The organism is Streptomyces sp. NPDC020898 (assembly GCF_044333925.1).
Lineage (GTDB): Bacteria > Actinomycetota > Actinomycetes > Streptomycetales > Streptomycetaceae > Streptomyces.
On the sequence record NZ_JBIRRV010000003.1, the window covers coordinates 609,692 to 636,238 of the forward strand.

The 26,547-nt window shown below is 70.6% G+C and carries 25 protein-coding genes and 2 pseudogenes; 16 read left to right on the forward strand and 11 right to left on the reverse strand.

What is annotated here, in order from left to right:
* The first annotated feature begins 121 nt into the window (after positions 1-121).
* The 4 genes and pseudogenes from ACH4TV_RS13990 to ACH4TV_RS14005 form a co-directional block, all read left to right on the forward strand.
* Positions 122-1,636 carry a glycoside hydrolase family 43 protein gene (locus ACH4TV_RS13990; protein WP_398397611.1) on the forward strand — a complete coding sequence of 505 codons (1,515 nt, stop codon included), beginning with the start codon at positions 122-124 and terminating at the stop codon, positions 1,634-1,636.
* 164 nt (positions 1,637-1,800) lie between these two features.
* Complete coding sequence (locus ACH4TV_RS13995; RefSeq protein WP_398397613.1) at positions 1,801-3,171, forward strand: RICIN domain-containing protein; 1,371 nt, start codon at positions 1,801-1,803, stop codon at positions 3,169-3,171.
* 63 nt (positions 3,172-3,234) lie between these two features.
* Positions 3,235-4,134 carry an aldo/keto reductase gene (locus ACH4TV_RS14000; protein ID WP_398397615.1) on the forward strand — a complete coding sequence of 300 codons (900 nt, stop codon included), beginning with the start codon at positions 3,235-3,237 and terminating at the stop codon, positions 4,132-4,134.
* A 208-nt stretch (positions 4,135-4,342) separates the two neighbouring features.
* Positions 4,343-5,290: pseudogene (locus ACH4TV_RS14005) on the forward strand (hydrolase); the annotation flags it as partial.
* Positions 5,291-5,357: 67 nt separating this feature from the next.
* Here ACH4TV_RS14005 and ACH4TV_RS14010 read toward each other — a convergent pair.
* Both ACH4TV_RS14010 and ACH4TV_RS14015 read right to left on the reverse strand, forming a co-directional pair.
* Positions 5,358-6,065, reverse strand: coding sequence for a dienelactone hydrolase family protein (locus ACH4TV_RS14010; RefSeq protein WP_398397617.1), 708 nt, complete (start codon positions 6,063-6,065; stop codon positions 5,358-5,360).
* A complete protein-coding gene (locus ACH4TV_RS14015) occupies positions 6,001-6,882 on the reverse strand; it encodes a phosphatase PAP2 family protein (protein WP_398397619.1) in 882 nt (293 codons plus the stop codon). The genes ACH4TV_RS14010 and ACH4TV_RS14015 overlap by 65 nt, the downstream gene beginning before the upstream one ends.
* A gap of 128 nt (positions 6,883-7,010) precedes the next feature.
* Here ACH4TV_RS14015 and ACH4TV_RS14020 point away from each other — a divergent pair.
* Both ACH4TV_RS14020 and ACH4TV_RS14025 read left to right on the forward strand, forming a co-directional pair.
* Positions 7,011-7,400: pseudogene (locus tag ACH4TV_RS14020) on the forward strand (VOC family protein); the annotation flags it as partial.
* Between the two features lie 201 nt (positions 7,401-7,601).
* The gene (locus tag ACH4TV_RS14025; protein WP_398397621.1) at positions 7,602-8,672 is read left to right on the forward strand and encodes an adenosine deaminase; all 1,071 of its coding nucleotides are present in this window, start codon (positions 7,602-7,604) and stop codon (positions 8,670-8,672) included.
* Here ACH4TV_RS14025 and ACH4TV_RS14030 read toward each other — a convergent pair.
* Together ACH4TV_RS14030 and ACH4TV_RS14035 are read right to left on the reverse strand one after the other, a co-directional pair.
* A complete protein-coding gene (locus ACH4TV_RS14030; protein ID WP_398397623.1) occupies positions 8,654-9,169 on the reverse strand; it encodes a DinB family protein in 516 nt (171 codons plus the stop codon). The genes ACH4TV_RS14025 and ACH4TV_RS14030 overlap by 19 nt on opposite strands.
* A gap of 41 nt (positions 9,170-9,210) precedes the next feature.
* A complete protein-coding gene (locus tag ACH4TV_RS14035) occupies positions 9,211-10,092 on the reverse strand; it encodes a LysR family transcriptional regulator (protein WP_398397625.1) in 882 nt (293 codons plus the stop codon).
* A gap of 129 nt (positions 10,093-10,221) precedes the next feature.
* On the opposite strand from ACH4TV_RS14035, the gene mgrA reads away from it, so the two are divergent.
* The 5 genes from mgrA to ACH4TV_RS14060 all read left to right on the forward strand — a co-directional run bounded on the left by mgrA (position 10,222) and on the right by ACH4TV_RS14060 (position 16,153).
* On the forward strand, positions 10,222-11,214 hold the full coding sequence (gene mgrA, locus ACH4TV_RS14040; RefSeq protein WP_398397627.1) for an L-glyceraldehyde 3-phosphate reductase: 993 nt from the start codon (positions 10,222-10,224) through the stop codon (positions 11,212-11,214).
* 510 nt (positions 11,215-11,724) lie between these two features.
* Entirely contained in the window at positions 11,725-12,135 is a 411-nt protein-coding gene (locus ACH4TV_RS14045; RefSeq protein ID WP_398397629.1) for a hypothetical protein, read from the forward strand.
* 42 nt (positions 12,136-12,177) lie between these two features.
* Positions 12,178-14,520, forward strand: a complete 2,343-nt coding sequence (locus ACH4TV_RS14050; RefSeq protein ID WP_398397631.1) for an FHA domain-containing protein — start codon at positions 12,178-12,180, stop codon at positions 14,518-14,520.
* A 14-nt stretch (positions 14,521-14,534) separates the two neighbouring features.
* Positions 14,535-15,137 carry a hypothetical protein gene (locus ACH4TV_RS14055; RefSeq protein WP_398397633.1) on the forward strand — a complete coding sequence of 201 codons (603 nt, stop codon included), beginning with the start codon at positions 14,535-14,537 and terminating at the stop codon, positions 15,135-15,137.
* Positions 15,137-16,153: a serine/threonine-protein kinase gene (locus tag ACH4TV_RS14060; protein ID WP_398397635.1), complete on the forward strand. Its 1,017-nt coding sequence runs from the start codon at positions 15,137-15,139 to the stop codon at positions 16,151-16,153. Before ACH4TV_RS14055 ends, ACH4TV_RS14060 begins: the two co-directional genes overlap by 1 nt.
* 22 nt (positions 16,154-16,175) lie before the next feature.
* Here ACH4TV_RS14060 and ACH4TV_RS14065 read toward each other — a convergent pair whose 3' ends face one another.
* A complete protein-coding gene (locus ACH4TV_RS14065; RefSeq protein ID WP_398397637.1) occupies positions 16,176-16,595 on the reverse strand; it encodes a nuclear transport factor 2 family protein in 420 nt (139 codons plus the stop codon).
* A 33-nt stretch (positions 16,596-16,628) separates the two neighbouring features.
* Positions 16,629-17,918 (reverse strand): streptophobe family protein, encoded by a 1,290-nt coding sequence (locus ACH4TV_RS14070; protein ID WP_398397639.1) that lies wholly within the window; start codon positions 17,916-17,918, stop codon positions 16,629-16,631.
* 162 nt (positions 17,919-18,080) lie between these two features.
* Between ACH4TV_RS14070 and ACH4TV_RS14075 the strand changes: the two genes are divergently transcribed.
* Positions 18,081-19,436 carry a DUF6777 domain-containing protein gene (locus ACH4TV_RS14075; protein WP_398397641.1) on the forward strand — a complete coding sequence of 452 codons (1,356 nt, stop codon included), beginning with the start codon at positions 18,081-18,083 and terminating at the stop codon, positions 19,434-19,436.
* Between the two features lie 92 nt (positions 19,437-19,528).
* Complete coding sequence (locus tag ACH4TV_RS14080; RefSeq protein WP_398397643.1) at positions 19,529-19,981, forward strand: ATP-binding protein; 453 nt, start codon at positions 19,529-19,531, stop codon at positions 19,979-19,981.
* Between the two features lie 47 nt (positions 19,982-20,028).
* On the opposite strand, the gene ACH4TV_RS14085 is transcribed toward ACH4TV_RS14080, so the two are convergent.
* Positions 20,029-20,916: an RNA polymerase sigma factor SigF gene (locus ACH4TV_RS14085; RefSeq protein ID WP_398397645.1), complete on the reverse strand. Its 888-nt coding sequence runs from the start codon at positions 20,914-20,916 to the stop codon at positions 20,029-20,031.
* Positions 20,917-21,204: 288 nt separating this feature from the next.
* On the opposite strand from ACH4TV_RS14085, the gene ACH4TV_RS14090 reads away from it, so the two are divergent.
* The gene (locus tag ACH4TV_RS14090; protein ID WP_398397647.1) at positions 21,205-21,774 is read left to right on the forward strand and encodes a DinB family protein; all 570 of its coding nucleotides are present in this window, start codon (positions 21,205-21,207) and stop codon (positions 21,772-21,774) included.
* A gap of 41 nt (positions 21,775-21,815) precedes the next feature.
* On the opposite strand, the gene ACH4TV_RS14095 is transcribed toward ACH4TV_RS14090, so the two are convergent.
* Positions 21,816-22,592, reverse strand: coding sequence for a class I SAM-dependent methyltransferase (locus tag ACH4TV_RS14095; RefSeq protein ID WP_398397648.1), 777 nt, complete (start codon positions 22,590-22,592; stop codon positions 21,816-21,818).
* Between the two features lie 96 nt (positions 22,593-22,688).
* On the opposite strand from ACH4TV_RS14095, the gene ACH4TV_RS14100 reads away from it, so the two are divergent.
* Complete coding sequence (locus ACH4TV_RS14100; RefSeq protein WP_398397650.1) at positions 22,689-23,099, forward strand: helix-turn-helix domain-containing protein; 411 nt, start codon at positions 22,689-22,691, stop codon at positions 23,097-23,099.
* A gap of 37 nt (positions 23,100-23,136) precedes the next feature.
* On the opposite strand, the gene ACH4TV_RS14105 is transcribed toward ACH4TV_RS14100, so the two are convergent.
* The 3 genes from ACH4TV_RS14105 to ACH4TV_RS14115 form a co-directional block, all read right to left on the reverse strand.
* Positions 23,137-23,739, reverse strand: a complete 603-nt coding sequence (locus tag ACH4TV_RS14105; RefSeq protein ID WP_398397652.1) for a ClpP family protease — start codon at positions 23,737-23,739, stop codon at positions 23,137-23,139.
* 1 nt (position 23,740) lies between these two features.
* Positions 23,741-24,397, reverse strand: coding sequence for an ATP-dependent Clp protease proteolytic subunit (locus ACH4TV_RS14110; protein ID WP_398397654.1), 657 nt, complete (start codon positions 24,395-24,397; stop codon positions 23,741-23,743).
* A gap of 160 nt (positions 24,398-24,557) precedes the next feature.
* On the reverse strand, positions 24,558-25,766 hold the full coding sequence (locus tag ACH4TV_RS14115) for an epoxide hydrolase family protein (protein WP_398397656.1): 1,209 nt from the start codon (positions 25,764-25,766) through the stop codon (positions 24,558-24,560).
* A gap of 199 nt (positions 25,767-25,965) precedes the next feature.
* On the opposite strand from ACH4TV_RS14115, the gene ACH4TV_RS14120 reads away from it, so the two are divergent.
* Entirely contained in the window at positions 25,966-26,448 is a 483-nt protein-coding gene (locus ACH4TV_RS14120) for a VOC family protein (RefSeq protein ID WP_398397658.1), read from the forward strand.
* Positions 26,449-26,547 lie beyond the last annotated feature (99 nt).

The window sequence follows — 26,547 nt, forward strand, 5'->3', positions numbered from 1 at the left end:
TCGTCGGCGGGAATCCCCGCTGTGCCGACGGCTACCGCTGGTGTGTACTCGTATCCGCCGCTGAACCAACCGTCCAAGCTGCGCCGGTGACTCCCGCGCGTCACACCAGTGAAAGGACTCGATGAGGGTGTCGAACAAGCCCGAGAACGCCAGCACCATCGACAACCCGGTGATCCCCGGCTTCCATCCCGACCCCTCCGTGTGCCGGGTGGGCGAGGACTACTACCTGGCCTGCTCCAGCTTCGAGTACTTCCCCGGGGTACCCCTCTTCCACAGCCGGGACCTGGTGCACTGGGCGCAGATCGGCAACGCGCTCGACCGGCCGACGCAGCTGCGCCTGCCACTCGACACGCCGTCCTCGGGCGGCATCTACGCACCCACGCTCCGCCACCATGACGGCCGCTTCTGGCTGATCGTCACCAATGTGAGCGGGGACGGCAATCTGCTGTTCACCGCTACCGATCCGGCCGGTCCCTGGTCCGATCCCGTCCGTCTGCCGGGAGTGGAGGGCATCGACCCGGACCTCGCCTGGGACGAGGACGGCAACTGCTGGTGCACCACCGCCGGAGTCCGACAGATCCGTATCGATCCCCACACCGGGGAGACCTTCGGCCCGTCCCGCCGGCTCTGGTCCGGCGCCCCGCGGGCCCTGGCGCCTGAAGCACCGCACCTCTACCGGATCGGCGACTACTGGTATTTGCTCATCGCCGAGGGCGGCACCGAGCGGTGCCACGGTGTCTCCATCGCCCGCGGCCGTACGCCCACGGGGCCGTTCGAGCCGTGTCCGGCCAATCCGATCCTCACCCATCGGGGCACCGACCACCCTGTCCAGAACACCGGCCATGCCGACCTGGTGCAGGCAGCGGACGGCTCGTGGTGGATGGTGCTGCTCGGCGTGCGGCCGGGCGGTGGTACTCCGGGGTGGCACGTACTCGGCAGGGAGACGTTTCTGGTGCCCGTCGACTGGGCCGACGGCTGGCCGGTCGTCGGTGAACTGTCGACCTCCATGCCGGCGCCGCCCTGGCCGCTGCAGCCGCACGCCTCCGTCCCCGGCCTGGACGACTTCGATCTGAGCGAGCTGGCCCCGCACTGGATCTCCCTGCGGCACCGCCCGCCGGAGGCGTGTACGACCAAGGAAAAGCCCGGCTGGCTCACTCTTCGGGCGCGTGGAGGTTCCCTCGACGACACCGACGTGACGTTCGTCGGCCGGCGGCAGCAGCACGTGTCCTGCCGCGTACGAGCCCTCGTCGACGTCACGGACGGCCGCGGCGGCCTGGCCGTCCGCCTCGACGAACAGCATCACTACGACATCGAGGCCTCGTCCGGGGAGGTTCAAGTACGGGCTCGTATCGGCCCGTTGAGCAGCGTCGTCGCGTCCCGTCCGGCACTCCCCGGGCCGGTGGTCCTCCGCATCGAGGTGGTCACCGTACACGCCGTGGATGCGCGCACCGGCCCGGACACCGTGACGATCGGCATCGAGGAACCGGACGGTACCTTCGTCGAGCTTGCCTCACTGGACGGGAAGTACCTCGCCACGGAGGTCGCCGGCGGCTTCACCGGCCGGGTGATCGGCATGTTCGCCGGTGCCGGCTCCGTCCACTTCGACTGGTTCGAGTACGAGCCGGTCGATCGCTGACGCGGCCGGCACCGAGCCCGCGTTGTGCCGCTCCGGGCCCGGCATCCTCGGTCGCGGGTGTGCCGACCGAGTGCTGGGCTTCGGGCGGAGGTTCGTGATGTCATGCCCCTGTCGATCGAGTAATCGAGCTGTCGGGTCATCGAGTTCATGAAGGGCGCCTCTCCATGCCAACCCCCCGCACCGCGCTGCTCACAGCAACAGCCGCACTGGTAACGGCAGTTGCGGCACCCGCGCCGCCCGCCCTGGCCGCCGCGGTCCCGGCCGCCGGCGCCTACTACGTCCAGAGCGCCACCACCGGACTCAACGCCGCCGACGACGCCGGAGCCGTCGAGCAGCACAGACCCAAGGGCAACGAGGACCGCCAGCAGTGGACGCTGCGTGCGAGCGGGACCTCGTACCTCCTGGAGAGCACGGACACCGCGGGCAGCTGTCTCGGCCGCTCCGGCGACCAGGCCAGGACCGTCGCCTGTACGAGCGCCGACGCGGCCTGGGAGATCACCCCGTCCGGCACCGACCAGTACACCCTCAAGGCCCCCGGAACCACCCGCTACCTGACGGTCGCCGCCAAGCCGTCCGGCGCCAACTACCCCGACCAGCTGGCCGTCGGCGGCGCGGGAAGCCTGGCCGCCTGGTACCTCACCCCGGTCGCCCCCAGCGTCGCCCCGATGCCGTCCGCCGACCAACGGACCCTGGACCAGGTCACGTTCGTCACCTCCCACAACGCGTACGCGAACGGTGTCGACGGAGGCTTCGCCCCGCCCTTCGTCAACTTCGTGCCGAACCAGTCGCGCGGCATCAACCAGCAACTTAACGACGGCGTACGGGGGTTCATGCTCGACATCCACCAGACCTCCGACGGTGCGATCCTCTGCCACAACAGCTGCACCCTCGTCAGCAGCCCGGTAGCCCTCTGGGTCGACCTCCAGCGGATGGTCGACTTCCTCAAGCAGAACCCCACCCAGGTCGTCACCGTGTTCCTGGAGGACTACGTCGACCCGAGCGTGCTGCGCAGCGAACTCGCCCGCGTCAGCGGCCTGTCGGACGTCCTCTACCGGCCCGACCAGACCGGCGTACGGCAGAACGGCTGGCCGAAGATCGCCGATCTGGTCGCCGCCGACGACCGGCTGCTGATCTTCACCGACCACAGCCGCTCCGCCGACCAGAGCGCCGGGCTCACCCGGGACACCTTCGGCGTGATGTACCAGCGCGAGTGGACCGTGGAGAACTACTGGTCCATGGGCGGCGGCCTCGGTTCCTCCGACTGGTCCTGCTACAGCCGCTGGTACGGCGCCGACTCCAACACCCCGCTGACCCGCACCGAGGGCGCCTTCAAGCCCCTCTTCGTCATGAACCACTTCCGGGACGTGGCGATCGCCTCCACAGCGACGAACGACAACACCAAACTCGCCGACAGGGCCCAGCGGTTCTGCCAGCCGGCCGCCCGCAAGAAGCCCAACTTTCTTGCGGTGGACCGCTACGACCTCGGGAATCCCGCCTCGGCGGTGGCCACGCTGAACACGTACACCTATCCGTAAAGGGTGCTCAAAGGCCGGTAAAGGCGCCGGGCCGGTGCGCGCGGCGGGTGCGAGACTCCGTCGATGACCTCGGAAACGATCACCGCGGATGCCGCGGGCACCTGGAAACTCGGCGACCTCACCGTCAACCGGCTCGGCTTCGGCGCCATGCGGCTCACCGGCAGCGCGGCCTTCCACCTCGGCACGTCCAGCGACCGCGAGCGCTCACTGGACGTGCTGCGGACGGCGGTTGAACTCGGCGTCAACCACATCGACACCGCCGCCTTCTACTTCTCCGCGCTGCGCTCCGCCAACGAACTGATCAACAGCGCGCTGGCGCCGTACGGGGACGACCTCGTCATCGTCACCAAGGTCGGGCCGTACCGCGACTACTCGGGGGAGTGGGGCACCTCGGCCCGGCCCGACCAACTGCGCGGACACGTCGAGGAGAACCTGCGCCAACTCGGCCGCGACCACCTCGACGTGGTCAATCTGCGCAGGTTGGACCAGACTTCCGTCGCCGAGCACTTCGGCGCGCTCGCCGAACTGCGCGAGGCCGGCCTCGTCCGCCACCTCGGCATCTCCGGCATCGAGCCGAGGCACCTCGCCGAGGCGCAGGCGATCGCCCCGGTGGTGTGCGTGCAGAACCGGTACGCGCTGGACCGTCCCGACTCCGAGGGCGACGAACTCGTGCGGCTGTGCGGGGAGTCAGGTATCGCCTTTGTGCCCTTCTTCGCCGTGGCGGGCAGCGGGGGAGCGTACGGCGCCGCCGACACCCACGACGACGCGGTGGTCGCCGTCGCCCGCGCGCACGGCGTGAGCCCCGCCCAGGTCCGGATCGCGTGGAGCCTGCACCAGGGGGCACATGTGCTCGCCATCCCGGGCACGGGCAACCCGGAGCATGTCGTGGACAACGTGGCGGCGGGCGGACTGCGGCTTACGGACGACGAGTTGACGCGGATCGGCGCGCTGCACCGTCCGTAATCACCGGTAAGGCCCCCTTTTTGGCCGGTGGTTACTCGTCCGTAAGAGCTTTACGTGAAACCCCGGCCGGGTCTGCCAGTGGCGTGGATCTTGTCGGTACGGTCCTGCCTTGTGTGCACCGGGAGCTCTTCAACGCCCGGTCTACGCGCGCAGATTCGCCACCCGCACCGCCTTCCCCCACATCCCCCCACCCATGGAGGAACGCCAGATGTACGCCATCACCGGGACCCGTCACCGACTCGCCTCGGCCCTGGCCGTGCTCGGCCTGATCGCCACCGGCGCCGCCGTCCAGGCCACCGCCACGGCGATCCCCGCCCTCGCGGCCACCCCACACCGCGTCCTCTTCGACAACGCCCACGCCGAGACGGCCGGCAACGCCGACTGGATCGTCTCCAGCAGCCAGCCCGACCCGCTCTCCGAGGACTCCGCCCCGTCCGGCGAGGGCGACTGGACCGGCGCGCTCTCCTCCTGGGGTGTGGCACTCCAGCAGACCGGCGACTACAGCCTCAACACGCTGCCCTCGGGCTCCAGTCTCGCCTACGGCGGCTCCACGGCGACTGATCTGTCCAACTTCGACACGTTGGTGCTGCCCGAGCCCAACACGCTGTTCACCACGGCCGAGAAGACCGCCATCATGACGTTCGTCAAGAACGGCGGCGGCCTCTTCATGATCTCCGACCACACCGGGGCGGACCGCAACAACGACGGCGAGGACGCCGTCGAGATCCTCAACGACCTGATGACCAACAACAGCGTCGACTCCACCGACCCGTTCGGCTTCTCCATCGACTCCCTGAGCATCAGCTCCGGCTACCCGGCCGCGATCAGCGACAGCTCGGACCCGGTCCTGCACGGCACCTTCGGCACCGTCACCAAGAGCCTCATCGCCAGCGGTACGACGGCCACCCTCAAGCCCGCCGACAACTCCGCCGTGAAGGGCCTGCTCTACCGCTCCGGTTACTCCGGGAACACCGGCGCGTTCTTCCTGACCAGCACCTTCGGCAGTGGCCGGATCGCCTTCTGGGGCGACAGCTCCCCGATCGACGACGGCACCGGCCAGTCCGGCAACACGCTGTACGACGGCTGGAACGACACCGGCGCCACCAACGCACCCCTCGCCCTCAACGCCACGGCATGGCTGGCGGGCGAGAGCGGCTGACGTACCGGACCGGCAGGTCTGTGCGGGTCCGGGGGAAAGGCACCCCGGGCCCGCGCACCCGTGTTCAGCGCACCCGCTCCCGCAGGAACGGCACCGTGCTCGCCCACGCCCGAGCCGCCGACTCGGCGTCGTGCACCGGGCGGGAGTCGTTGAAGAAGGCATGGTCGGCCGGGTAGACGCGCAGATCCGGGGTGATGCCGGACTGCTTCTCGATGGCCTCGCGCAGCGGGTCCAGGCTCTCCACCGGAATGCTCGCGTCGCGTTCGCCGTAGTGGCCCAGCACCTCGGCCTTCAGGCCCGAGAAGTCGGGCAGCTCGCCCCGGATCACGCCGTAGAACGGCACGGCGGCGCTGACACGCGGGTCGGCCGCGGCCTGATACAGCACGAAGCCGCCGCCCATGCAGAAACCGACCGAGCCGACCGTTTCCGACGTGACCTCCGGCAGCGCCAGCAGGTGGTCGACCGCGCCGGAGAGAAGTTCGACGCCCTTCGCCACCGGCAGGGCCTGCATCATGCGCAGCGCCTCCGCACTCTCGTGCGCCACGTTCCCGCCGTAGAGGTCGGGGGCGAGAGCGACGAAGCCCTCCTGTGCGAGCCGGTCGGTGACGTCCGCTATGTGGTCGGTCAGGCCCCACCACTCCTGGATGACGATGACGCCGGGACCGCTGCCGGACGGAGGCAGCGCCAGATAGCCGTGCGCGGTGGTGTCAGCGCTGGGAAACGTCACGTTCTGGCGGGACGGGGCCCCGGTCGGCTTCGGGAGCTCGGACAAGGCACTCAACTCCTGTGTGGACAGTGCTCGGTGGGGGTGCGCCGGGATCTGACTCCGACGCGATCTCCACCTTGCCACGCGCCGGTTCGGTCCCTGATCCCGGCCCCGGTATGTCCGGCAGCAGCACCCCTCGCCGTGCGGCCCCGGCCCCGCGCAGCACCTCCGCGCACGCGTCCGGGGCGAAGCGCGCCACCCCGTACGCGGCCATCCCGAGCCACCACAGGCCGAACAGCCAGCCGCCGACGACGTCCGAGAACCAGTGGACGCCCAGATAGACCCGGCTCAGCCCGACCAGCACACCCCAGCAGCCGATCGCCGAGGCGAGGACGTACCGGCCGCGCGGGGCCCGTATCCAGACGGCGAGGACGAGCAGCCCCGCCGTGACGGCCGACGTGGTGGTGTGGCCCGAGGGGAACGACCAGTGGCCGGCGTCCGTCGCCCAGTGCGCCGTGGCGGGCCGGGGCCGGGACAGCAGCGCCATCACCGAGAACCGCACCGCCTGCGCGGTGACCAGGCAGACGAGACAGGCGGCGGCCGCGAGAATCCGCTGCCGCGAGGTCCGGCCGAGCAGGAGACCGGCGAGCACGACAACGACGTACGGAACGAAGCCCGAGCCGGTGTGGGTCACCACGCGGGCCAGGGTGACGGCCAGGTCGGGGCGGTGGGCGAGCGACCACTCCAGCAGATCCCGGTCCCCGAAGAGGGTGCCGCCGCCCTGGGCCGCCACGGTCGCGGCGAGCAGCGCCAGCAGCACAAAGGCGGCCACGCTCCCCAGCGCGGGGGAGCCTGCCCTGGCGACAGCCTGCTCACGGTTCACACCTGCTCGACGATCACGCCCCGGCGATCGTTCCCGGGGTCGCGGGCGCGGACGTGACATCCAGGGGGTGTTACGTATAACCTCACCCGTCAACCGCACCACCACCTCCGAGAGGCCGAGGAGAGCCGATGAGACGCATCGCCCTGGTCACCCTTGTCGTGGACGACTACGACGAGGCGATCCGCTTCTACACCGACGCCCTCGGTTTCCGGCTCGCCGAGGACACCCCGCGCCCCGACGGCTCCCGCTGGGTCGTCGTCGAGCCCGGCAGCCCGGAAGCGGGCACCGGGCTGGTGCTCGCCCGGGCCAAGGGGGAGGACCAGCGCGCCCGGATCGGCGACCAGACCGGCGGACGCGTGGGCTTCTTCCTGCACACCGACGACTTCGCCCGCGACCACGCCCGGATGAGCGCCGCCGGCGTGACCTTCCTGGAGAAACCGCGTCATGAGCCGTACGGCTCGGTCGCCGTCTTCCAGGATCTGTACGGCAACCGCTGGGACCTCCTCCAGCCCGCCGCCGCAACGCCCGGCATGCTCCCCCACAGCCTTAAGGGCGTGGGAGGTGCCCCCACTCACCGCACCGGACGAAAGCCCTAGTAGCTCCTCCCCCACGCTCGGCTTCGCTCGCGCGGGGGGACCCCCATCGAGGACTTCCATCCACCACGCCGAGAGCACGCACCGAACGCCGCTCCCTCTGACCTGCTACCGAGGAACACGCACATGACCGCGTCCCCCGTCGACACCGCCACCCTCCGTCGCCTCCCCAAGGCCGTGCTGCACGACCACCTCGACGGAGGCCTGCGCCCCGCCACCCTGGTCGAGCTCGCCGCCGAGGTCGGGCACACCCTGCCCACCACCGACCCGGACGAGCTGGCCGCCTGGTTCTACGAGGCCGCCAACTCCGGTGACCTGGTGCGTTACATAGCCACCTTCGAGCACACCCTCGCCGTGATGCAGACCCGCGAGGGCCTGCTGCGCACCGCCGAGGAGTACGTCCTCGACCTCGCCGAGGACGGCGTCGTCTACGGCGAGGTGCGCTACGCCCCCGAACTGAACGTCAACGGCGGCCTGACCCTCCCCGAGGTCGTCGAGACCGTCCAGGAGGGCCTGGCGGCGGGGATGGCGAAAGCCGCCGCCGCGGGCACCCCGGTGCGGGTCGGGACACTGCTGTGCGGGATGCGCATGTTCGACCGCGTCGCCGAGGCCGCCGACCTGGCCGTCGCCTTCCGGGACTCCGGTGTCGTCGGCTTCGACATCGCGGGCGCCGAGGACGGCTTCCCGCCCGCCGACCACCTCGCCGCCTTCGAGCACCTGCGCCGCCAGAACGTGCCGTTCACCATCCACGCCGGCGAGGCGCACGGCCTGCCCAGCATCCACCAGGCCGTCCAGGTCTGCGGCGCCCAGCGCATCGGCCACGGCGTCCGGATCACCGACGACATCGTGGACGGCAGGCCCGGCCGGCTCGCGACCTGGGTGCGCGACCGCCGTATCGCCCTGGAGATGTGCCCGACGTCCAACCTCCAGACCGGCGCGGCCAAGTCCATCGCCGAGCACCCCATCACCGCCCTGCGCGACCTGGGCTTCCGCGTCACCCTGAACACCGACAACCGTCTGGTGTCGGGCACGACGATGACCCGCGAGATGTCCCTGCTGGTCGAGGAGGCCGGCTGGACGGTCGAGGACCTGCGCACGGTCACGGTGAACGCGGTCAAGAGCGCGTTCATCCCGTTCGACGAGCGCAACGCCCTCATCGAGGACGTCGTCCTGCCGGGCTACGCCTCGGCGCTCTGAAGCAGCCCCCGCAGATAGGCGGCCTGGCCGACGTGCTCCAGATCGTCGGCCAGGACACTGACCAGCCGTACGCCGAGACCGACCGGCGGGTCCCAGCGCTCGTCGACGATGCGCTCGAAGTCGCCTGCGGTCAGGCCTCGCAGGTACTCCAGGCTCCGCGCGTGCACCGCGTCGTAGTAGCCGAGCAGCAGGTCGCCCGACTCCACCCGCACTTGGGCGACCTGCCGGGCGCTGTGCCCGTACCCCGTGTCCTCGGGCGGCAGTCCGAGCCCGAACCGCTTCTTCCAGCCCTCGCTCAGCCACACCTGGTCGAGTCCGGCCGCGTCGGCGACATGGTCGTCCTGGATCCGGGTGAGATGCCAGACCAGCCAGGCGACGGAGTTGGCGTCGGGGGCGGGCCGGGCGTGGAGATCGTCCGGGGAGAGGCCGTCGACGGCGGCGTGCACCTCTTCCTGGATCCGGCCGTACGCATCGATGAGAACGTCCTTCGCATCCATGCCTCCACCATCGCGCATCGCGCGTGGGGATGCCTACGGCATCAACGGTCCGGCCGCTCCAGCAGTTCCATCAGCGCCCGGGCCGCCGGACTGGTCGCCTGGGGCGGCGGCAGCATCGCGACCGTCTCGTACACGGCCTCGCCGGTGCCCTTCACGGGCAGTGCGGTGAGCGCCGCGCGCTTGTGCGCGAAATGCCGGGGCACCACCGCGACACCGAGCCCCTCCTCGACCAGGTCGAGGAGGCTGTGCACATCGTTGACCTCCAGCGCCACGGTCCGCCGTACGGACGCGGCGGCGAACACCTCGTCCGTGATGCGGCGCGGCCCCCAGTCCGGATGGAAGTCGACGAACGACTCGCCGCCCAGCTCCTGCGGTGTCACCGCCCCCGCGAGGGCGAGGGGATGGCTCGGATGGCACAGCGAGATCATCGGCTCGCTGTTCAGGGGTACGGAACGCAGCTGGTCGGAGTCCCCACGCGTCCGGACGGCGAAGGCCAGGTCCAGCCGGCCGGCGGCGACCTCGTCCGCGATCGCCTCGGAGCCCGCCTGGCGCAGCCGGATCTCCACGTCCGGGTGACGCCGCCGGAACGCGGCGAGCAGCCCGGCGACATCCACCCCGGCGATGCACTGTTCCGTCCCCAGCGAGAGCGTGCCGCGCACCACCCCCTGTACGGCGGACACGGCGTCGTACGCCGCCCGCACCTGCGCCAGGATCCGCTCGGCCTCGCCCAGCAGTGCCCGCCCCGCCTCGGTGAGGGTCACCCGGCGGGTGGTGCGCACGAACAGCGGGGTCTGCAGTTCCCGCTCCAGTGCGCGGATCGAGGCCGACAGGCCCGACTGGGACACCATCAGCCGTTCGGCGGCCCGGGTGAAGTGCTGGTCCTCGGCGACCGCGACGAAGTGCTGTAGATGGCGTAGTTCCATGATTGAGAAGCCTATCCGCTGAATTCCATCGGATTCTCCTGTTGGACCACTGCCCGCCACCGGGGAAGAGTGGAGCCAGCAGTGATCGCAGTGATCACATCCGCCTGTGCCAACCCTTCTGGAGTCGCGTTGTACACCGCACACACCGACCGTTACGCGGACATGCCCTACCGGCGCACCGGACGCAGCGGTCTGAAGCTCCCCGCGCTGTCGCTCGGCCTGTGGCACAACTTCGGCCCCGACCGTCCGGTCGACACCCAGCGGGCCATCCTGCGCCGCGCCTTCGACCTCGGCGTCACCCACTTCGACCTGGCCAACAACTACGGTCCGCCGCCCGGCGCCGCCGAGTCCGCCCTGGGCGAGGCACTCAAGGCCGACTTCGCGTCGTACCGCGACGAGCTCGTGATCTCCACGAAGGCGGGCTACCTCATGTGGCCGGGCCCGTACGGCGAATGGGGCTCCCGCAAGTACCTGCTCTCCTCCCTCGACCAGAGCCTGACCCGCATGGGCCTCGACTACGTCGACATCTTCTACTCGCACCGCCCGGACCCGGAGACTCCGCTGGAGGAGACGATGGGCGCGCTGCACACGGCGGTCCAGCAGGGCAAGGCGCTCTACGTCGGCATCTCCAACTACTCCGCGGAGCAGACCCGGGAGGCCGCCCGCATCCTGGCCGAGCTGGGTACCCCGCTCCTCATCCACCAGCCCCGCTACTCGATGCTCGACCGCCGGCCGGAGGACGAGGGTCTGCTGGACGCGCTGGACGAGCTCCAGGTCGGCTCCATCGTCTTCTCACCGCTGGAGCAGGGTCTGCTGACCGGCCGCTACCTCGACGGCATCCCGGCGGACTCGCGGGCGGCGAGCGACAGCCCCTTCCTGAACTCGGACCGGATCACCGAGGACCTGGTCGGCCAGCTGCGCGCCCTCGACGACATCGCCAAGTCCCGCGGCCAGAGCCTGGCCCAGCTGGCCCTGGCCTGGGTGCTGCGCGGCGGCCGGGTGACCTCCGCCCTGGTCGGTGCGAGCAGCCCGCAGCAACTGGAGGACAGCGTCGCGGCCATCGGCAACCTGGAATTCGCCGACGAGGAACTGGCCCGGATCGACGCGGTGATCAAGGCCTGATTTTCCCTGATCATTTCCTGGCCCCATTGAACGGAACTGCTCGGCCGGCCGTACTGTCACAGGGGCGGTTGTGGGTGCCGTCGCCCGGTGCCGTGAAGGATTCCGGCCAGGCCGGACAAGCCCGGCCCCTGGGGCCGGGCTTTTGCGCAGCGCGGTTGTGAATTCCCCGTCGATCCTTACGGCTTCTTCGCTGGTGGCCATGGATCCGCCCATTCCCAGTGGTCTTCACTCAAGAGACCACTGGGAAGCGGAAAACCCCTCGTGAATCCCGTGTTCCCCCGCCATCTCCGGGATCTGCCGACGAGGAAAAAGACCGTCCCGTCGGATTCCGGTCCATACCTGCCAGGAATATGCCAGGAGACTGGCTGGAAAGGCGTGGTGACAGAGTGTCAATAGTGAAGATACTCAACTGGTAGAACACTGCACCACAGAGTGACCAGCGCCAATGTGTACAGCGAGTGAGCCGCACGGAAAGAGAGGCACGGCCGGCAAGCGAGCGGGGGAAAGAACGTGCACGACGAGTTCCTTTGCCATGTCACGGCGTACGGCGTCTGCGCGGGCCGGCGTATCGGCGTGCCCCTGGGCACATATCGCGCGCCCACCCTGGCGCTGGCCCTGTGGTGGTTACGCGACCGCGCGAACTGGATCGCCGAACGGCTCGATCCGCAACCCGAGGAACCGTACTTCCCCCCGAACTCGCTCGTCCCGGTCGCCGCCACCGCACCCGACGTGCCCGGCCTGCTGCGCGCCTGGTGCATGGACCCGCGTCAACAGGAGCTGGTCGCCGACGAGTTGGCGGCCGGGCGGCTCGTCCGGATCGCCACGCACGACGAGACCACCGAATACGAACTGCTCGCCGAGTCCGTGGACGCCCTGCGGATGCAGCGGACCACCCCGGCGCTGGTCGTGCCGGTCGCCTAGGCCGACCAGGCGTACATGCGGACGAATCGCTAGAATTCTGGCATGGCAGACCGCTTGGTCGCACCGGCTGCGCCCGAACTCGTCCTGGAGACGGACACCGGCTCCACGGTGATGAGTCCGGGCCACGACTATCACGTCGGACGCGACCCGCTCAGCGAGATCGTCATCGACGACGCCCGGGTCTCGTGGCACCACGCGGTGCTGCGCCCCGAGGCCGACCACTGGACGGTCGAGGACGAGAACAGTACGAACGGTACGTACGCCGACGGCCTGCGTGTCCACGAACGGGACGTCGGACCCGGCAGCGTGCTGCGCTTCGGCAGCCCGGCCGACGGGCCGCGAGCCGTCCTGGTCAGCCCGAGCCCGCCGGCCCGTGAGCGTCCCTCGGCGGTCTCCATGCCCGCCTTGACCGGCACCTTCCGGCAGCCCACCACCGTCCGGCCACTGCCCGCCCGTACCGTCCGCATCGGCCGCGCCGACGACAACGACCTGGTCGTCGACGACCTCCTCGTCTCCCGCCGGCACGCCGAACTGCGTGCCCACCCGGACGGGACGTACGAGATCGTCGACCTCGGCAGCCACAACGGCACGTTCCTCAACGGCCTGTCCGTCGCCCGGGCGATCGTCACACCCGGTGACATCGTCGGCGTCGGTCACTCCGCGTTCTGCCTGGTCGGCGACCAGCTCCAGGAGTACGTGGACACGGGCGAGGTCTCCCTCGACGTCCAGGACCTCACCGTCGCCGTCGACCACGGCCGCAAGACGCTCCTGGAGGGCGTGTCCTTCCCGGTGGGGGAGAAATGCCTGCTCGCGGTCGTCGGACCCAGCGGCGCCGGCAAGTCCACCCTCCTCAACGCCCTGACCGGTCAGCACCCCGCCGACCACGGCACGGTCCTGTACGACGGGCGCGACCTCTACCGCGACTACGCCGAACTGCGCCAGCGCATCGGCCTCGTCCCGCAGGACGACATCCTGCACGCCCAGCTGACCGTGCACGGCGCCCTCTCCTACGCCGCCGAACTCCGCTTCCCGCAGGACACCGCGAAGGCGGAGCGGCGGGCCCGCGTCGACGAGGTGGTGCGCGAACTCGGCCTGGAACAGCGCGTCCACCAGCCCGTGCACAGTCTGTCGGGCGGCCAGCGCAAGCGCGTCAGCGTGGCCCTCGAACTGCTCACCAAACCGTCGCTGCTCTTCCTCGACGAACCGACCTCGGGCCTCGACCCCGGTATGGACCGCGCGGTGATGCACATGCTGCGCGGCCTCGCCGACGACGGCCGCACGGTCATCGTCGTCACCCACAGCGTGCTGAGCCTCGACGTGTGCGACCGGCTGCTCGTCCTCGCGCCGGGCGGCAAGGTCGCCTACTACGGGCCGCCCGGGGACACCCTCGCGTTCTTCGGGTACGAGCAGTGGCCGGAGGCGTTCGAGGCCTTCGAGCGGGACCGCGAGCGGGACTGGGCGGGGGACTACCGCATCTCGCCGTTCCACCAGCAGTACATCGTCAAAGAGAGCGCCCAGCCCCGGATGGAGCGGTCGGGCCCGCTCACCGCCGCCCCGCCGCCACCGAAACCGCAGAGCTGGGGCGCCCAACTCGGCACCCTCGTCCGGCGCTACACGGCCGCGCTGAGTGCCGACCGCACCTTCCTCGCCATCATGATCGCCCTGCCGTTCGTGATGGGCGCGATGGCCCGAGCCCTCGCGGGGAGCAGACTGACCCAGGAGACGGCGATGAACGCGCTGCTCATTCTGTGCGTCGGCGGCGTCCTGACGGGGGCGGCCAACGCCGTGCGCGAACTCGTGAAGGAACGCGTCATCTACCGGCGCGAACGGGCCGTCGGCCTGTCCAGATCGGCGTACCTGATGTCGAAGGTCGTGGTCCTCGGGACGATCACCGTCGCCCAGGCCGTCGTACTGACCCTGGTGGCTCTGCTGGGCGTCGACCTCAACGCCCCCGGCGGCGAAGGGGTGTTGATGTCACCCCTGGTGGAGATCACGGTCGCCGTCGCACTGCTCTCCTTCACGGCGATGATGCTCGGCCTGCTCGTCTCGGCGCTGGTGCGCAAGGAGGAGGTGACGATGCCGCTGCTCGTGCTGCTGGCCATCGTCCAGGTCGTGTTCTGCGGAGCCCTGCTGAAACTCGACGGCGTCCCCGGCATCGAGCAGCTCTCCTGGCTGGTGCCCTCGCGATGGGCGCTCGGTGCGATGGCGGGCACCATCGGCCTGTCGCGGATCGTCCCCGGCGAACTGACCGGCGATCCCCTGTTCGAACACTCGGCCGGGGTCTGGCTGCTCAACACAGGCATGCTGCTCGCGCTCTCGGTGGTGTTCGGGTACGTGGTCCTCCGGCTGCTGCGGCGCCGCGAACCGGCTGTCATGCGGAAGTAGAGGGGGTGGGTGAGATGACGTCCCTCGGTTTCCGGATCTCCGGGTTCCGGCCCACGCACGTCGTCCCGAGGGACGGGCTGGCCGCCTGGGAGGAACCCGACCCGTCCCGGCCCACCGTGCCGCTCGACGCGCTGCTGCCGGTCGAACTGGTCGAACGACGCGGCGACTGGGGGCAGGTGCGGTGCGCGAACGGCTGGTCCGCCTGGGTCGACGGACGGCTGCTGGTCGCCGTACCGCAGGACCCGCCCGCCGCCGGCGCCCCGCTCGCCCGCACCGCCGACCCACGGCCCCTCCTGGCCCGCGCCGAACAGGCGCTGGCCCGATACCGCGGCGCCGTGGAGGAGCTGACCGGCGGCACGCTCGACCGGGAGGCGTTCCGGGGGCGTACGCGCGGCCGGCGCATCGGGATCGTCGTCGACGGCGAGTCCGTGTGGCTGTACGACGCCGAGCACGAACGCTGGGTGTACACGGACGGCGCCCGGCTGAGCACGTACGCCGCCGACCAGCAGCCCGCCGCGCCCGCGCGGGAGCCGACCCAGGTGGTACCCGACCTGGGCCACGCGCCCACGCAGATCGTCAGGGACGACGGTGACGGTGTCGGCAGCGGGGGCCGCTGATGGCGCGCGACCCGGGCCACGACACGCGCTCGCACGCGGGACGCCCCTCAGACCTGATCGGGAAGCAGATCGCCGGCTACCGCGTCGAGGAGGAGATCGGCCGCGGGGGCATGGCCGTCGTCTACCGGGCCAGGGACCTGCGGCTCGACCGGACCGTCGCCCTGAAACTCCTCGCCCCCGAACTCGCCCGCAACGACACCTTCCGCAAACGCTTCACCCACGAGTCCCGGGTGGCCGCCGCGATCGACCATCCGCACATCGTCCCGGTCTTCGAGGCGGACGAGACGGACGGCATCCTCTACATCGCCATGCGGTACGTCGCCGGCAGCGACCTGCGTCATCTCCTCGACCGCGAGGGCCCGTTGCCGCTCGCCACCGCCACCCGCATCGCCGCCCAGGTCGCCTCCGCGCTCGACGCCGCCCACGACCACGGCCTGGTCCACCGGGACGTCAAACCCGGCAACATCCTGGTCGCGCGGGGCACCGACAGCGACCACCCCGAGCACGTCTACCTCACCGACTTCGGCCTGACGAAGAAGTCGCTGTCACTGACCGGCTTCACGACCGTCGGCCAGTTCGTCGGCACCCTCGACTACGTGGCGCCCGAGCAGATCTCCGGGCGCCCGGTCGACGGACGCTGCGACGTCTACGGCTTCGCGTGCGTCGTCCACGAGATCCTGGCGGGCCACCCGCCCTTCCGACGCGACGACGACATGGCCCTGTTGTGGGCCCACCAGTACGACGAGCCGCCACCCCTGACCGAACAGTGCCCCGAACTCGCCGCCGCCGTCGACCCGGTGTTCGCGAAGGCCCTCGCCAAGAGCCCCGACGACCGCTACGACTCCTGCCTCGAATTCGTCGCCGCACTCCGCACGGCCTCGACCCGAGCCGGCCCCGCGGGTCACGCACCCACGCGGGTGGTCCGGCTCCCCGGGACCGGCGAGGAACGGCCACCGAAGCCACCCGACTGGGCCCGCCCGGTGTTCACCGGGCACAGTCCGCGGAGGTCGGGGTGATCTGTCTTCGGCAGCCGGTGGTTCAGCGCGAGCGCTGCCCCAGCCCGCCCAGCGGCACCCGCCGCGCCGACACCTTCCGGTACGCGATGCGCCAGCCCCCGTCGACCCGCACCACGGTGTCGTCGTACGTCACCGAGCCGCACGTGCCGTCCGCCATGACGCCCAGCCCCTTCGAGCGGGCGTGGACCCGGCCGTCGGCCTCCTCGGAGACGACCACGTTCGTGACGTGATGGGCGACGGGGTTCGCCGGGCCGAGGGCCAGTGCCGCGTCCGTGAGCGCGGCGAGGCCTGTGACGAGGTCCTGGCCGAAGTCGGAGAGGTCGTACACGACGTCCTGGGTGAACACCTCCGTCGTGCGGTCGAGGTGTCCTTCGTCGACGAGGTGACCGTGCAGTGCGATCAACTCCGTGACGGCCAGCCGGTCTTCGACACTCAACGCCATGAACTCACGCTCCCACGCCCGCCGGAGCTTGGCCTAACGGTTTTCGACCTCGCCCCGCCGATGCACGTGGCGTGCCAGCAACGCCCCCAGGAACCCCGTGACCAGCCCCCACAGCAACGCGAATCCGAGTGCGCCCCAGAGATGGGGGCGCAGGAACAGCTTGCCGGAGAGCTCGCCGCCGAGGTCGCCGATGCCGAGCATGGACAGGCCGTACTGGGCGGAGATACGGCCGATCAGGCAGATCATCAGGACGGTGAGCGCGAGGGCGACCGCCATGTGCACCGCGTGCTGCCAGGCCCGCATCCGGGCCGGTGAGCGCGCCGCCGTCAGGAACGCGGCGGCCAGGAGCAGCACGGCGTCGACGGCCACCAGCCACCACACCTTGCCGTCGTAGTCGGAGAGGGTGCCCAGGTTGAGCGTCGCCGTGTCCGGGGTGCGCAGCACCTGGTCGAGGACGTGTGGCATCGGCAGCCCGAAAGAACCGTCGACGCGGCCCTCCCAGGTGGCGCCCAGACCGGTGGTGAGGGCGAGCCAGACCAGGTTCGGCATGCCCAGCAGGACCAGGGCGAGCGACTGCGCGGGCTGTCCGCGGGTCACCGCCACGACGAGCGCGATCACGGTCCCGAGGGCCACGAAGGCGAGCAGCAGGACGACCATGGCGTACGCGGCCGGACGTACCGACTCCTGGAACCGCAGCAGGCGCGCGGGCAGCGGCGCGCCGCGCGAGACCAGCAGGGCCAGCGCCAGGACGCCCGCCAGCCACAGCAGGCCGGCGAGGAGTGTCAGCGGTACGTCCGTGGTGAAGCCGATCCTCGGTGAGGCGCCGAAGAGGTCGCCGATGTCGCCGAGTGTTCCGTCGCCCAGCGAGACCGCGAAGGTCTGGCGGGCCGCGAACGCCAGACCGGCCAGGCCCAGCAGCCACAGGACGGCGATGCGCGCGGCCCAGCCGGCCAGCTCGCGGGCCCCGGCGACGGCGCGGTGCCGCAGTGGGCGCAGAAAGCCCGCGCCGATCACGAGCGCCCCGACGAGCGTCACCGACAGGGGCATCACGGTCAGACCGCCCGCTGTCTCGGCGAGGTCACCGGCGTCGCCCGTGAGTTCGACGGTGCCGCCGACCGCCGTCACGACGGTGGCTGCCACGACCCGGGGGAAGGCGCCGTCCGGCAGATCGCCCGCACCGGCCGCCCACAGGCCGAGGCCGGCGGTCAGGACCATGGCGGCCAGCGCGGCCAGCACCGCGGCCAGGGCCTGTACCCAGCCGTGCCGGGAGGCGGTCCGCTCCTCGGCGAGTGTCGGCACGGGGGCGGGGGTTCGCGTGCTCACCCTGCCACGCTAAGCAGCACTCGGGCGGCGCGCCTGTCGGGAGGAACGACGGTGTCCGCTTGCGGGCGGACCGGGACCGGAGCACACAATGGGCACGTTGCGGAAGAAAGCGGCATGGATCGGGGTGAGTGCCGCAGGAAGCCCACGTCGGAAGAAGAGCCCGTGAGCGTCGAACAGCCGTCCTCCGGCCGCCCCACCGGACCGCCCTCCGGCCCCTTGTCCGGCCCCTCCCGGCCGCCCGCAGGACCACCGTCCCAGCCACCCGCCGACGGCGGCGGAGGCAGTGGTGGTGGCGGAGGCGGCGGGGAAGGAGACTCGGGCGGCGGCTCCGGAACAGGACCGGGGCCCGATCGCGACCACCCCTGGTGGAGATCGGCGCCCCGCATCGCGGTGCTCGCCACCTCGGTCGTGGCCGCCGTGGCCCTGATCGTCGTTCTCACCCGCTCCGACGGCACCTCGTCGAACCCGGCGGGCGGCGAGGTCTTCCTCCAGGCTGCGAACAAGTCGGGCCCCGACCCCTTCACCGAGTCCACCGCCAAGGACAGTTCCGCCCCGCCCGCAGCCACCGCCACCCCCTCGCAACCGGCCGCCCCGAACGCCGTACGGGGCGTGGACGGCGGCGCGCCGGGCCTGTACGGCGGCACCCGCAAGGCCGCCAGCTGTGACGTGGAGAAGCAGATCCGGGTGCTCCGGGCAGCCCCCGCGAAGAACAGCGCGTTCGCCTCGGTCCTCGGCGTCCAACCCGCCGGCGTCCCCGCCTATCTGCGCTCACTCACCCCCGTACAGCTGCGCATGGACACCCGTGTCACCAACCACGGCTACCGCGACGGCGCCGCCACCACCTACCAGGCCGTCCTCCAGACCGGCTCGGCCGTCCTCGTCGACGACCGCGGACGGCCTCGGGTGCGCTGCGCCTGCGGGAACCCGCTCACCGACCCGGTACGGCTGGAGAGTGTCCCGCGTCAGAAAGGCGACGCGTGGCCCTCGTACCGCTCCTCGAACGTCGTCGTCGTGGCGCCCGCCGTCACGGTCGTCAACATCTTCGTCGTCTACGATCCCGACCGCGGCGACTGGTTCCACCGGCACAAGGGCGACACGGGCGGCAAGGACCAGAAGTCCGACCCGCCGGTTGACGCCCCCACCCCGTCGGTCGACGCGCCCACCCCGTCGGTGAGTTCGTCGGCGCCCTCGGCACCGTCCTCGGAAGTGACGTCCGAATCGCCCGGCGCGGAGCTGTCACCGCTGCCGTGCGTGTCCGCGCCCACCGCCTCGTCCGGGGCACCGGTGCCACCGGCCTCGCCCGTGACCCCGGACACCGCGAGCCCGTCGGCCCCGCCCTGCCCTCCGACCTCGAGCGCCCCCGCCTCCTCGTCCTCCTCGGCCCCGGCCCTCCAACCCCCGCCCTCGGAGCCCGCACCGCCGGAGTCACAGCCCGACGACGGCACATCCGACTCTACGAGCCAGTCCGCTTCCACCTACACCGACCCGGAGTCGACCGCGATCTCGCCGTCCTACTGAGGCCCGGCGACGGGGGGACTGCGGCGCCCGGCTCGGGGTACGAGCAGTGATGCGACAGGGTCCGGCCGGACCGGGCACCGAGAGAGAAACGCATGATCGAGCATCTGGGCGGAGCAGTGATACCGACTGGTTTCGACGTCCCCGTCGAACCGCTGCGACGGGCGACGCACTACACCGGCGAGCCGGGCTGCATCGCGGAGGCGCGCGCCTTCGCCGAACTCTTCCTCGAACAGCTGAGGAAGAAGTGGTGCACCTCGATCGACGAGCGTTTCCTCGGTGAATTGTTGTTGGTGGTCAGTGAGTTGGTCACCAACGCGGACCGGCACAGCCACGGGCCGTACATCCTCGACCTGGAGGGCACGGCCACCGTCGTGAGCGTGTCCGTGTACGACAGCAGTGCCGCGCTGCCCCTGCGCTACCCCCGGGACCCCGAACGGATCGGTCGGCACGGCCTGGAGATCGTCCACGCCCTCGCCACCGAGGTCACCGCCCGTCGGGTGCCGGTCGGCAAGTACGTCCGGGCCGTGCTGCCGGTCAACCAGTGAGCTGGGCCCGGCGAAATCGCCGGGCCCAGTGACGTCACCCGGTGACGTCAGGCGTAGTCCAGCTCGCCGAGCATGCCCTCGCGCAGACGCATGATGATGCGCTTGATCAGCCGCGAGACATGCATCTGCGAGCAGCCGAGCAGCTCGCCGATCTCCGCCTGGGTGGCCTCCTCGACGAACCGCAGATGGATGATCTGCCGGTCCCGGTCGCTGAGTTCGGCCAGCAGCGGGGCGAGCGACTGGAAGTCCTCGACCAGCCGCATCCCGTGCTCCTCGACCCCGATGAAGTCGGCGAGCACCGCCTCGCCGCCCTCGGCGCCGTCGCCGGTCAACGCGGCGTCGAGCGACGCGGAGTTGTACCCGTTGGACGCTATCTGGGCCTCGACCACCTCGCTCGCGGGCAGGTTCATCAGGGTGGCCAGTTCGGCGACCGTCGGATCGCGGTCCAGCCTGCTCGCCAGTTCCTCGCGGGCCTTGGCCAGCTCGACGCGCAGCTCCTGGAGCCGGCGCGGCACATGCACCGCCCATGTGGTGTCGCGGAAGAACCGCTTGATCTCACCGACGATGTACGGCAGCGCGAACGACGTGAACTCCACCTCGCGCGACAGCTCGAACCGGTCGATGGCCTTGATCAGGCCGATCATCCCGACCTGGACGATGTCCTCCATGTCGTCGCCGCGCCCGCGGAAACGCCCGGCGGCGAACCGGACCAGCGACATGTTCATCTCGATCAGTGTGTTGCGCGCGTACTGGTGCTCGTGCGTGCCTTCTTCGAGTTCAGTCAAGCGCTGGAAGAACTGGCGGGACAGCTCCCGCGCGTCACGCGGGGCCACCTTCCGCGGTTCGGGGACTCCGGGCAGTGGTTCCTCACCCGTCCTGGTCCTGGCGGCGTCCTCGACGACCTCTGCCTTCGACCGGATCATGGCGGTGTCCATTACCTGTACCTCTCCCATGAAACATCACGCTTCGGCTGATGGAACCGTTCCCGACAGCGCGTACCCGGTCAGGCGCCGCGCATGCCAGAAGTGATGTTCCCTACAAGGGCAGTGTGGACACGAGGTGTGAAAAGTCCGCAGATCAACGGCTGTTGACGCGTCAGTAGGGATCGTGAAGCCCATCGTCGCGCTGTCGTAGGCATCGTGGGGCGATTGCGGTCCACCGACCGGGGGATCGGCGTAGGAAACCCGGTGGCGTGTTCAGTGACGACCACCGAGGCTGGCCTCATGACCGAGATCACAGACCCCCCCGAGCGGAACTTCGCGTGGTCGAACATGTTCGTCCACCCCGACGACGACCCACGCGGTCAGGGTCTCCTCGAAGGGGAGCGTGCCTCGCTCGTCGGATTCCTGGGCGACCAGCGGCTCACGCTGGAGATGAAGTGCGCGGGGCTGGACGCCGAGGCGATGGCCCGCCGCTCGGTGGAACCGTCCAACCTCTCCTTGCTCGGACTCGTACGCCACCTGGCCGCGATGGAGTCCTACTGGTTCCGGAAGGTGGTGGCGGGCCAGGACGTGCCCCGCCTCTACCGCACCGCCGAGGACCCGAACGCGGAGTTCAACGGCGCGGTGGCCGATCCCGCGCTCGTCGCCGAGGCGTGGGACACCTGGCGTGCCGAGGTCGCCTTCGCTCAGAGCGTGGTGGAGAAGGCGCCGAACTTCGACGTCACGATCGACGACGACGGCGAACCGGCCACCCTGCGCGACATCGTGGTGCACATGATCGAGGAGTACGCCCGGCACAACGGGCACGCCGACTTCCTGCGGGAGCGCATCGACGGCCGGGTGGGGCAGTAGGCGGGACGGGGGAGGACAGGAGCGGGCTTGCGGCGGATCGCTCACCCGACCCGCGTCGCCGTGATCAGCTCATGCAGGTAGCGCTTCGTGATCCGGCCGCCGTACCGCGTCCCGATCAGGTCCCGGATGCAGCCGAGCAGACCGTGGCGGGAGGGTGCGTCGAGCGCGCGGTGGCCCGAGTAGGTGAGCAGGACGTCGATGTACTCGTCGACGGAGTACGCGATGTCCCGGGCGTGGCGCCGGACGGTGACCTGGTCGAAGTCCGGTGAGTGGTCCAACTCACCGGTGTCAGTCGCCGTGTCGGCCTCGTCGACCAGTCGCAGGTCGGGCGGTGTGGCCGGGTCCCAGTGCTCGTAACACCGCTGCATCCGCTCGAAGAAGTCGACGGTGCCGCCCTTGACATGGTGTGTGGTGACGAGGGCGAGCAGCCCGCCCGGCCGCAGCGCCTCGGCTGCCTTGGGCATGCCCACCGCCGGGTCGATCCAGTGCCACGCGGTCGCGCAGACGACCAGGTCGAACGGTTCGGGCGGCAGCGGCCACTGCTCGAAGTCGGCGGCCGTCACCTCGGCGAGCGGGAACGCCCGCAGATTGTGCCGGGCCACCGCCGCCATGGACGGCCCCAGCTCGACGGCCGTGATCCGACAGCCCAACTCGGCGAGCGGGACGGTGAGTTGGCCCGTGCCGGGGGCGATCTCCAGGACGCGGCTGCCCGGGCCGAGTTCCGCCGCGCGGGCCAGGGAGTCCACCAGGGCCTGTGGATAGCGGGGGCGCGCCCGGTCGTACAGCTCAGCCGCCTCGTCGAAGGTGTCACGCAGCATGCTCGTCCCTCATCCGGTCCTTCCCGCCGTGGTGATTCCACCCAGGGCAGAATGCCCATGGCTTGCCGTGGAAGCGAGGGCTTTTAGGCTGAGGGAGTGAGCAATCAAGCGCCGAACGAGGCCCGCGTGATCCCGCTGCGCCGGACGGGTACACCGTCACCGGCCCCCGCCGCCCCCGTGGCTGCCCCGCCGCGGTCCACCCCGAGGGAACCGCTCTTCCGTGACCTGGTCGGCGATGCCCTGCGCCGCGAACGGCTCGCCCAGGAGCGCACGCTCAAGGACGTGGCCGACGCGGCCCGGATCTCCATGCCGTACCTCTCCGAGCTGGAGCGGGGCCGCAAGGAAGCCTCCTCCGAGGTCCTCGCGGCAGCCGCCCACGCCCTCGGCCTGGGCCTGGGCGACCTGCTGTCCCTGGCCCAGAGCGAGCTGACGCGGCACTCCCGCAGCCGTACCCGTTCGCGGACGACCACGACCTCGGCGTACAACGGGCTCTGCCTGGTCGCCTGATGGGGTGATCCACGCGCCCGTGCGGCGGGTCAGGCCGTCAGGCTCCGACGAGGCGCCGGCTCACCACCTCGTCGGCCAGGCCGTAGGCCACCGCCTCCGCGGCCGTGAACACCTTGTCGCGGTCCATGTCCGCGCGCAGCGTCGGCACGTCGTGGTGCGTGTGCCGGGAGAGCACCTCCTCGACCTGTGCGCGGATCCGGACCATCTCCTTGGCCTGGACGGCCAGGTCGGAGACCATCCCCCGGTGTCCGTTGCTCGCCGGCTGGCCGAGCAGCACCCGCGCGTGTTCGAGGACGAATCGGCGCCCGGGATCGCCTCCGGCCAGCAGCACCGCCGCCGTCGAGGCCGCCTGTCCGACACAGAACGTCGAGATCGGCGCCTGTACGTACGTCATCGTGTCGTAGATCGCCATCAGCGAAGTGAACGAGCCGCCGGGCGAGTTGATGTAGATGGCGATCTCCTGCTCCGGGGAGGAGGACTCCAGATGCAGGAGTTGCGCGATCACGACGTTGGCCACGCCGTCGTCGATCTCGGTGCCGAGGAAGATGATCCGCTCGGACAGCAGCCGGCTGAACACGTCGTACGACCGCTCGCCGTGCGGGGTCCGCTCGACGACGTTCGGAATCGTGTACGTCCCCATGTCAGAGTCCCATCCGTCGTCGTGAGGCGGCCGGACGGACGTCGGTCAGCGAGCCGACGACCTGGTCCACCATGCCGTAGTCCTTGGCCTGTTCGGCGGTGAACCAGCGGTCGCGGTCGCCGTCCCGCGAGATGGTCTCCTCGCTCTGGCCGGTGTGCTGGGCGGTGATCCGCTCGACGGTCCGCTTCGTGAACTCCAGGTTCTCCGCCTGGATCTCGATGTCGGCGGTGGTGCCGCCGATCCCGGCCGACGGCTGATGCATCATGATCCGCGCGTTCGGCAGCGCGTACCGCTTTCCGGGCGCGCCCACGCTGAGCAGGAACTGGCCCATGCTGGCCGCGAATCCCATGGTGAGCGTGGACACGTCGTTCGGGATCAGCTGCATGGTGTCGTAGATGGCGAGGCCCGCCGTCACCGAGCCGCCGGGGCTGTTGATGTACAGGCTGATGTCGGTGCGCGGGTCCTCCGCCGACAGCACGAGCAGCTGGGCGCAGATCCGGTTCGCCGAGACCTCGTCGACCTGCGTGCCGAGGAACACGATGCGCTGTGCCAGGAGTTGGGAGGCCAGATGGTCGTCGAACCGGGAGGGCGGAGTGTCGCCCTCCTCGGCCCGGGGCAGCAGGGCCGGCCAGGGGCCGGCGGCGGTGAGCGGAGACATCCGTACTCCTTGTGAGTCGTCGAGGTGTGCTGTGCCGTGGCGGACATCGCCGCGGTCCGACTCCACCTTCGGCCCGACTCGACCGCCCCGGCCGGTTTCTCGGCCCGCAGCAGATTCGCTGACGGCAGAGGCCTCAGCCGGGTCCCGTCTCACACGGCTCTCACACAGCTTTCTCGCGGAGCTGCCGGAAGAACGCCCGCACGTCCCCGACCAGCAGTTCCGGCTGTTCCATCGCGGCGAAGTGCCCACCCCTGTCGAACTCCGTCCAGCGCACGATGTTGTCCGTGCGGTCCGCCTTGTGCCGCAGCGGAATGAAGTTCTCCCGTGGGAAGGCGGCCAGCGCGGTCGGCACGGTCGACGGCTTGGCCGGCTCGGTCCAGCCCTCCCCGACGTGGGCCCGCTCGTAGTAGATCCGGGCCGACGAACCCGCCGTCCCCGTCAGCCAGTACAGCGTCACGTCGGTGAGCAGGTGGTCGCGGTCGACGGCGTCCTCGGGCCGTTCGGCGGAGCCCGAGTCCGTCCACTCCTTGAACTTCTCGGCGATCCAGGCGAGTTGGCCCACCGGCGAGTCGGTGAGCGCGTAGGCGAGGGTCTGCGGCCGGCTGGACTGGAGGACGGCGTACCCCTGTTGCTCGCGCATCCACTCCTGCACGCGCTCCCAGGAGGCGAGGGTGCGTGCGCGCTCCGCCGGGGCCAGGTCCCGGAGCTCCTCGGGGGTCGGTTCGGTGAGTGCCTGTGCGCCGGGCAGCAGGTTGAGGTGTACGCCGATCAGCCGCTCCGGATGGATGCGGCCCAGCTCGCGGGAGATCGCCGCGCCGTAGTCACCGCCCTGCGCGCCGAAGTGCGGATAGCCGAGCCGCGTCATCAGCTCGGCGAACGCCCGGGCGACCCGGCCGACCGCCCAGCCCGTCTCCCGGGTCGGCCCGGACAGCCCGAACCCCGGAATGTGCGGCACGACGAGATGGAACGCGTCGGCCGGATCGCCGCCGTGGGCGACCGGATCCGTCAACGGCCCGACCACATCGAGGAATTCGACGAACGAGCCCGGCCAGCCGTGCGTGACGATCAGCGGCGTGGCATCCGGCTCCGGGGAGCGGATGTGGGCGAAGTGCACCAACGCCCCGTCGATGGTGGTCGTGAACTGCGGCCACTCGTTGAGCCGCGCCTCCGCCGCCCGCCAGTCGTACTCGTGCCGCCAGTACCGGGCGAGCTCCTCCAGGTACCTCTTCGGGACGCCGTACGCCCATCCCACCCCCGGCAACTCGTCAGGCCACCGGGTGAGATCGAGGCGGGCGTGCAGATCGTCGAGGTCGCTCTGCGGGAACGCGATACGGAAGGGGTGGATGGCGGCGGGGTCGGAGGTGCTCATGCCGGGGATGCTAGGCGGTCCTGGTGATGGCGGGTGCGGATCCCGCGCCCGAAGGGGCGCGGGGAACTGCGCGACCAGCCCCCACCGGCCCGCAGCAGAAGAACCGCATGCTCCGGAACATTCCGCCGCGCCACCGATGAGTTTAGGCAAGAGGATCGGTCGAAAGACGTGACAGCGTTCCCGCTCCAGGAGGTTCCCGATGGTCACCGACGGATTCACCACCTGCCTCTGGTTCGACGGCCAGGCAGAGGAAGCCGCCCACTACTACGTCTCGATCTTCAAGAACTCCAGCATCGGCAGGATCGGCCGCTACAACGAGGCCGGCCCCGGCCCCGCCGGCTCCGTGCTGGCCGTCGACTTCGTGGCCAACGGCCAGAAGTTCGTCGCGCTGAACGGCGGCCCGCAATTCACGTTCAGTGAGGCCATCTCCTTCCAGATCTACTGCGCCGACCAGCAGGAGGTCGACCACTACTGGGCCAAGCTCACCGAGGGCGGCGGCGAGGGCGGTCCCTGCGGCTGGCTCAAGGACAGGTACGGCCTGTCCTGGCAGGTCATCCCGGACGGCCTGATCGAGCTGATCAGCGACCCGGACCCGGAGAAGGCCAACCGCACCACCCAGGCCATGTACGCGATGGGCAAACTGGACATCGCCGCCCTGAAGGCGGCATACGCGGGGGAGTAGAGACGCCCCCGCACGAGGACGACCCCGCATGGCGGGCCCCGCTCAGGGCGGGCCCTGCACGGTGGGCTCCGCACGGTGGAGGGTCCCGGACGGTCGCGG

Coding starts and splice junctions, on each gene's coding strand:
- ACH4TV_RS13990 (WP_398397611.1), top strand. CDS start 122: ATGAGGGTGTCGAACAAGCCCGAGAACGCCAGCACCATCGACAACCCG.
- ACH4TV_RS13995 (WP_398397613.1), top strand. CDS start 1,801: ATGCCAACCCCCCGCACCGCGCTGCTCACAGCAACAGCCGCACTGGTA.
- ACH4TV_RS14000 (WP_398397615.1), top strand. CDS start 3,235: ATGACCTCGGAAACGATCACCGCGGATGCCGCGGGCACCTGGAAACTC.
- ACH4TV_RS14025 (WP_398397621.1), top strand. CDS start 7,602: ATGACCGCGTCCCCCGTCGACACCGCCACCCTCCGTCGCCTCCCCAAG.
- ACH4TV_RS14030 (WP_398397623.1), bottom strand. CDS start 9,169: ATGGATGCGAAGGACGTTCTCATCGATGCGTACGGCCGGATCCAGGAA.
- ACH4TV_RS14035 (WP_398397625.1), bottom strand. CDS start 10,092: ATGGAACTACGCCATCTACAGCACTTCGTCGCGGTCGCCGAGGACCAG.
- ACH4TV_RS14050 (WP_398397631.1), top strand. CDS start 12,178: ATGGCAGACCGCTTGGTCGCACCGGCTGCGCCCGAACTCGTCCTGGAG.
- ACH4TV_RS14055 (WP_398397633.1), top strand. CDS start 14,535: ATGACGTCCCTCGGTTTCCGGATCTCCGGGTTCCGGCCCACGCACGTC.
- ACH4TV_RS14060 (WP_398397635.1), top strand. CDS start 15,137: ATGGCGCGCGACCCGGGCCACGACACGCGCTCGCACGCGGGACGCCCC.
- ACH4TV_RS14065 (WP_398397637.1), bottom strand. CDS start 16,595: ATGGCGTTGAGTGTCGAAGACCGGCTGGCCGTCACGGAGTTGATCGCA.
- ACH4TV_RS14080 (WP_398397643.1), top strand. CDS start 19,529: ATGATCGAGCATCTGGGCGGAGCAGTGATACCGACTGGTTTCGACGTC.
- ACH4TV_RS14085 (WP_398397645.1), bottom strand. CDS start 20,916: ATGGACACCGCCATGATCCGGTCGAAGGCAGAGGTCGTCGAGGACGCC.
- ACH4TV_RS14090 (WP_398397647.1), top strand. CDS start 21,205: ATGACCGAGATCACAGACCCCCCCGAGCGGAACTTCGCGTGGTCGAAC.
- ACH4TV_RS14095 (WP_398397648.1), bottom strand. CDS start 22,592: ATGCTGCGTGACACCTTCGACGAGGCGGCTGAGCTGTACGACCGGGCG.
- ACH4TV_RS14105 (WP_398397652.1), bottom strand. CDS start 23,739: ATGGGGACGTACACGATTCCGAACGTCGTCGAGCGGACCCCGCACGGC.
- ACH4TV_RS14110 (WP_398397654.1), bottom strand. CDS start 24,397: ATGTCTCCGCTCACCGCCGCCGGCCCCTGGCCGGCCCTGCTGCCCCGG.
- ACH4TV_RS14115 (WP_398397656.1), bottom strand. CDS start 25,766: ATGAGCACCTCCGACCCCGCCGCCATCCACCCCTTCCGTATCGCGTTC.
- ACH4TV_RS14120 (WP_398397658.1), top strand. CDS start 25,966: ATGGTCACCGACGGATTCACCACCTGCCTCTGGTTCGACGGCCAGGCA.